Origin of the sequence: Romboutsia sp. 13368, from assembly GCF_018336475.1 — a bacterium.
Lineage (GTDB): Bacteria > Bacillota > Clostridia > Peptostreptococcales > Peptostreptococcaceae > Romboutsia.
In genome coordinates, this window is sequence record NZ_CP048741.1 from 1,989,839 (window position 1) to 1,996,249 (window position 6,411).

The 6,411-nt window shown below is 29.1% G+C and carries 6 protein-coding genes (1 of these 6 running past the window's edge); 1 reads left to right on the forward strand and 5 read right to left on the reverse strand.

Annotation, left to right across the window (positions count from 1 at the left end; all coding sequences use genetic code 11):
- Positions 1 to 90: 90 nt before the first annotated feature.
- Together G3997_RS08245 and G3997_RS08250 are read right to left on the reverse strand one after the other, a co-directional pair.
- Complete coding sequence (locus G3997_RS08245; RefSeq protein WP_296645317.1) at positions 91 to 1,347, reverse strand: dicarboxylate/amino acid:cation symporter; 1,257 nt, start codon at positions 1,345 to 1,347, stop codon at positions 91 to 93.
- Between the two features lie 18 nt (positions 1,348 to 1,365).
- Positions 1,366 to 2,820, reverse strand: a complete 1,455-nt coding sequence (locus tag G3997_RS08250; RefSeq protein WP_296645318.1) for a UDP-N-acetylmuramoyl-L-alanyl-D-glutamate--2,6-diaminopimelate ligase — start codon at positions 2,818 to 2,820, stop codon at positions 1,366 to 1,368.
- A gap of 168 nt (positions 2,821 to 2,988) precedes the next feature.
- Between G3997_RS08250 and G3997_RS08255 the strand changes: the two genes are divergently transcribed.
- On the forward strand, positions 2,989 to 3,864 hold the full coding sequence (locus tag G3997_RS08255) for an AraC family transcriptional regulator (RefSeq protein WP_296645319.1): 876 nt from the start codon (positions 2,989 to 2,991) through the stop codon (positions 3,862 to 3,864).
- A gap of 39 nt (positions 3,865 to 3,903) precedes the next feature.
- Here the strand turns inward: G3997_RS08255 and G3997_RS08260 are convergent, their stop codons facing one another.
- The 3 genes from G3997_RS08260 to licT form a co-directional block, all read right to left on the reverse strand.
- The gene (locus tag G3997_RS08260; RefSeq protein WP_296645320.1) at positions 3,904 to 5,589 is read right to left on the reverse strand and encodes a PTS transporter subunit EIIC; all 1,686 of its coding nucleotides are present in this window, start codon (positions 5,587 to 5,589) and stop codon (positions 3,904 to 3,906) included.
- Positions 5,590 to 5,837: 248 nt separating this feature from the next.
- Positions 5,838 to 6,341, reverse strand: a complete 504-nt coding sequence (locus G3997_RS08265; RefSeq protein WP_296645321.1) for a PTS sugar transporter subunit IIA — start codon at positions 6,339 to 6,341, stop codon at positions 5,838 to 5,840.
- A gap of 63 nt (positions 6,342 to 6,404) precedes the next feature.
- Positions 6,405 to 6,411 carry the 3' portion of a BglG family transcription antiterminator LicT gene (gene licT, locus G3997_RS08270; protein ID WP_296645322.1) on the reverse strand. The gene runs 851 nt beyond the window's last position, so 7 of the gene's 858 nt are visible here — the last part of the coding sequence; its start codon lies beyond the right edge, outside the window; the stop codon is at positions 6,405 to 6,407.

The following is a 6,411-nucleotide window of genomic DNA, read 5'->3' on the forward strand; positions in this document are numbered from 1 at the left end:
TAAATTAATAAACTTATTTATTCTTTTATATTTTATAGTTTATTAATAAAAAAATAAGAGTGCTAATTGCACTCTTATTTTTCATATCTATTAATTATTTATCTTATTTTTTAACCAATCTTTACCTTCAACAAGTCTTGCTACAAGCATAGCACATACTGTGTTTTCAGTTGAGTTTAATAATGTTGCAGGAGCATCTAAGATTGTTCCTATAACAACTATTATTGGAAGTAATGCTGGATCTATTCCAAATGCACTTATTATTAACATTTCACTCATAAATCCACCACCTGGTATAGCTCCCATTACTGCACCATTTATGAAGGCAACACCTAGTATAGCTAACATCATTCCAACGCTATTCATATCAGTTCCTAATAAACCTAATAAGAATGCTATTTTTAATACACCTGTTACAACTGAACCATCTTTATGGATATTTGCTCCTAATGGTATAACAGTTTCTGCTATGTCAGCTGGAACACCCATTTTCTTAGTTGCATCTAAGTTTACAGGTATTGAAGCCGCACTTGAACAAGTTGCTAATGATGTAACTGTTGGAGATACTGCATTTGCCCAGAAAGCTTTTATTCCGTCTTTTCCTCCAGCTATAAATGCATATAAAGTAAATAATCCGAAGTATATTACAACTGTTAATATTAAGTATAATACTGTCACTCTTAAGTATCCTGATAATAATTGTGATCCTAATTCACCTATAACATTTGCAAAGTAGCATCCAAGACCTATTGGAGCAGCTATCATTATTATGTTTATTACTTTCATCATAACTGCTGAACCTGATTGAACAAACTTAGCTATTGGCTTTCCAGCGTCTCCAGCCATTAAAGTTCCTATACCAAATAAAATTGAGAATACAATAAGTTGTAACATATTTGATCTAGATAGTAATAAGTTAAAGTCATTAACTGTAAATGTATTAACTATTTGTTGTAATAAACCTACTTGTTCTGTAGTTGAGTTATTATTAGCAGATGATATTATATCTGAGAATAATGATGTATCTAATCCTTTTGTAGGATTCATTAAAAGTACTCCAATTAATCCTATAACTGCTGCAACTAGTGCTGTACCTAAAAATACTATAACTATACTTTTTAGTATCTTACCTAGTCTACTCATACCTCCACCCATATTAGATATGGCAGATGTAACACTAAAGAATACTAATGGTACTAATGTCATGAATAATAAATTTAAGAATAAATCTCCTATTGGTTTTAAAACTGTGGCTTTTTCCCCCATAGTCGCACCTACAATACCACCTAGTAAGATAGCTCCTAGTAATATTATAGAAGACTTATAATTTTTCCAAAATGATTTCATATTTATCTCCTTATATTTTTATTTATTATTTAAAAATTCCTGTGCTATTTCTTTATCATCAAAATGATGTTTAACTTTTCCTATTATTTGATAGTTCTCATGTCCTTTTCCGGCTATGATTACTATATCATCTTTTTGAGCCATTTCTATAGCTTCTTTTATAGCTTCTTTTCTATCTATAACTACTCTGTAGTTTTCTTTAGTTTTATCTAAACCTTTTAATATATCTTCTATTATAAGATTTGGATCTTCAGTTCTTGGATTATCTGAAGTTACAATACATACATCTGATAATCTTTGAGCTATTTCTCCCATTAAAGGCCTCTTTGTAGTATCTCTATCTCCACCACATCCAAATACAGTTATTATATTAGATTTAGCAAATCCTTTTGCAGTATTTAATATATTTTCTAATGCATCTGGTGTATGAGCATAGTCAACTATAACACTTATTCCCTTATCGTTAGTTATAGTTTCAAATCTTCCTGCAACACCTTTAGTTTTACCTAAACCTTCTTTAACTACTTCTTTAGGTATATTTAACATATAGCATGCTGCTATTACTGCTAGAGTATTATAAACTGTGAATTTACCTGGTACTGGTACAAACATTTCTTCTTCATATGTTGGAGTTACTAATGTATAAGATACTCCTCTCGCATCTATCTTTATATCTTTTGCCATAAAGTCAGCTTTGTTATCTATTCCATAAGTATATGCTGGTGTATTTAAAGATTTTATATTTTCATATATCTTAGCTCCACCTTCATCATCTATGTTTATTATGTTCGCCATAGTTGTTTTATGGAATAATTTTTCTTTTGCATTTCTATAATCTTCTAAGTCTTTATGGAAATCTAAGTGATCTGGAGTTAAGTTTGTAAATAATCCTAATTTAAAATCTGTCTCATCTACTCTGTTTAATACTAATGAGTGAGATGATACCTCCATTGCACAATAATCACATCCATTGTTAAGCATAGTTTTAAAGTGTTTTTGTAAATCTACACTTTCTGGAGTTGTTGAACTAGATTCAACAGTCTTATCTCCATCAAATATTTTTATAGTACCTACAAGACCTACTTTTTTATCATTTAAGCTTAATATTTCACTTAAAAAAGTTGTTATACTTGTTTTACCATTAGTCCCAGTAACACCTATAACGTCTAATTCTTTTGATGGATTATTGTAAAAATTATCAGCAACTTTTGCCATAGCTGCTCTTGTATCTTCTACTTTTATAAAGGTATAACCTTCTATATTTACATCATCTTGAATTAAGAAAGCTTTAGCTCCTTTTTCTATTGCACTTTCTATATACTTATGACCATCTGAATTAAATCCTTTTATACATATAAATAATGTATTTTCTTCAACTTTTCTTGAATCATAAGCTATGTTAGTTATATCTATGTTCATATCTCCAGTTATATTAACGGTATCTAGTCCTTTTAATATATCATTTAACTTCATCTATCTTACCCTCCCACTTACATATGTATGTATTATTAATAAGTGTAATTATTTATCTAATTCATTCTTCTAATATTATATTCATACTATTATATTATGTACATTGTTTAAGATGCTTGTTATATTGCAAAAAATGCTCTATAATTTTATCTAAAAGGTAGGTGGATTATGAAAGATATAGATAATAAAGTTGGTTATTTAAATGATAATTTTAAAATTTTCCATCTTAGGGATAAAAAAGACATTAAATTCGAATATCATCACCATGATTTTAGTAAAATAGTCATTTTAATTGAAGGGGACTTAACTTATTTTATAGAAGGAAAGGCTTATATTTTAAAGCCTTGGGATATTTTATTTGTAAATAAAAACGAAATACATAAACCCGTTGTAAATCCAGATAAATATTATGAACGTATAGTTATCTGGCTAAACGAAGATTTTATGAAAAGATATGATAAATCAAATAATAATCTTCTTACATGCTTTGATATTGCAATAAAAAATAACTATAATTTACTTAGATTAAACATTAAATCTATTGAAAATATAAAAACTCTTATAAATGATATACAAAATTGTGATAATAATGATGAGTTTGGAAGTGAAATTTTAAAAGAATCTTTGTTTATTCAATTGATGGTTTTAATAAATAGATTATTTTTAAGTAGTAATAAAGATAGAGACATAGAAGATATACAGTATGATAAAACTATTGAAGGAGTTCTAAATTATATTAATTCTAATTTAGAAAATGATTTATCTATAGACACTATAGCTTCGGAGTTTTTTATCAGTAAATACTATCTTATGAGAAAGTTTAAAAGTCAAATAGGCAGTTCAATCCATAACTATGTTGTTCAAAAAAGACTTATACTTGCAAAATCCCTTATAGCTGAAGGATTAAGTATGAATGATGTTTGTTCAGGATGTGGATTTAATGACTACTCTAGTTTTGTAAGAGCATTTAAAAAAGTATATGGAGTTTCTCCTAGCAATTATAACCCTGATATTCATAAATTTGATGGGTCAMTTTTCAAATAATTAAAAAGGTATGAAATTAAAATTTCATACCTTTTTATATTAGCTTCTTCCTAATATTCTATTTATCTCATGTCTATAAGCATCTGCTTTAGCACCAAATATTGCTTGTATTCCATTACCTACTTCAACAACACCAACAGCACCTAATGCTTTTAACTTATCTTTATCTACTTTTGATTTATCTTTAACTTCAACTCTAAGTCTAGTTATACATGCATCAATCGATACAGCATTTTCTTCTCCACCTAGCGCAGCTAAAACTTCTGGAGCTTTTTGTATTATTTCATCCTTTGCATTAGCTTTGTTTGATGTTTCTTTACTATCTAAACCTTTAGCAGCTTGGAAGTCTGCTTTAGAATAAAGCTTAGCCTCTTCATCATCGCCTTCTCTACCTGGTGTTTTTAAATTCAACTTAACTATTAAAGTTTTAAATAAGAAGTAGTAAACTATAGCATATCCTATACCTACTAATATTGCTCTTATCCAATTTGTTGGAACTCCAGCTCCTGCAGGAAGTATTCCAAATAAAGTAAAGTCTATTAACCCCCCTGAGAATGTCATACCTATAAATACATTAAGTATATCCATTAAGAAAAATGATAAACCTGCCATTATACAATGAACTACATATAATACAGGTGCAACAAATAAGAATGTAAATTCTAATGGCTCAGTTATACCTGTTAAAAATGATGTAAATGCTGCTGATATCAATAAACTTCCAACAACTTTTTTCTTATTAGAAGCTGCTGTATGGTACATTGCTAATGCTGCAGCTGGAAGACCAAACATCATGAACGGGAATTTACCAGTCATAAATCTTGTTGTTCCTGAAACTATAGTTGACATAGTATCTGCATCTGCACCAACTATACTTTGCATACTACTTAATTGAGCAAAGTATGCATAGTTAGCACCTTGTATTGTTTGCCAAGTTCCATCTATTAATACTTGTCCATCGACAAATGACCCATACCAAAATGGAGTATAGAATATATGATGAAGACCAAACGGTATTAAAGCTCTTTCTATTAGTCCATATAAAAATGTTCCTATTGGTCCTGCATTTTTAACAAATAATGCAATTACTGATATTCCATCTTGTACAAACGGCCATATATAAGCAAGTAATGCACCTACAACTGCCATAGCTAAAGATACTACTATAGGTACAAATCTTGAACCTGAGAAAAATCCTATAACTGCTGGTAATTGTATATTATAATATTTATTATGTAAGATAGCTGTTACTATACCAGTTATTATTCCTCCAAACACTGACATATTAAGAGTAAATATCCCTAATGTAGTAGTTACATATTGTGCATATTGTGTTGGTACTTCCCCTGCAACTAATGTTCCTAATGGTGTAGCACCTAATCCTAATAATACACTTATAACTTGGTTCATTATTAAGAATCCAAATACAGAAGCAAGTGCTGCTGTACCCTTATCATTTTTAGCAAGACCTACTGCAGTACCTACTGCAAATAGTATTGGTAAGTTTCCAAATACTATATCACCTATACCTTGCATGATTTTTAAAATTACAGTTATCATTGGTATATTTACGAAAGTTATTAATGGTTGATATATAGCTGGTGCATTTTCAAGACTAGCTATATTTATTAATGATCCCCCAACTCCAAGTAATATACCTGCAACAGGTAATGCTGCTATTGGTAGCATTATAGCTTTACCTATTCTTTGTAAATATTGAAGCATTTCCTTTTCCCCCTATTATTAATTTTTATTATTATTTAACAATTTCTATTTTACCTAATTCACCTGCATTTACGTTTCCTTCTACTAATTTAATACTTTCTTCTTCTGATAAATTAGTAAATACGACTATTGGCATTNNNTGCAATATACCTGCAACAGGTAATGCTGCTATTGGTAGCATTATAGCTTTACCTATTCTTTGTAAATATTGAAGCATTTCCTTTTCCCCCTATTATTAATTTTTATTATTATTTAACAATTTCTATTTTACCTAATTCACCTGCATTTACGTTTCCTTCTACTAATTTAATACTTTCTTCTTCTGATAAATTAGTAAATACGACTATTGGCATTGAAGATTTTGCATTCTTTTCTATGAATTCAACATCCATTTTAACTAATTTATCTCCAACTTTAACCTCTTGATTTTCTTCTACAAAAGTTTCAAATCCTTCACCCTTTAATCCTACTGTATCTACACCTAAATGTATTAATACTTCTCTTCCATCTACAGATTCAATAGTTACGGCATGCTTAGTTGGGAATATTGTAACTATTTTACCTTCTACCGGTGATACTATTACTCCATCATTAGTCTTCATAGCAAATCCATCACCCATCATTTTACTTGAAAATACTTCATCTGGAACTTGTGATATATTTACTAACTCTCCATTAGTTAATGGTGCAATTACTTCCTTCTTTACTTCTTGTTCTTTGTTTCCTTTGAATAAGTTTTTAAAAAAGCTCATTTTATTTTCTCCTTTGATTATTATAATATATATTTTGTATTACATCTRAATGTTATTCTTATCCTATAAA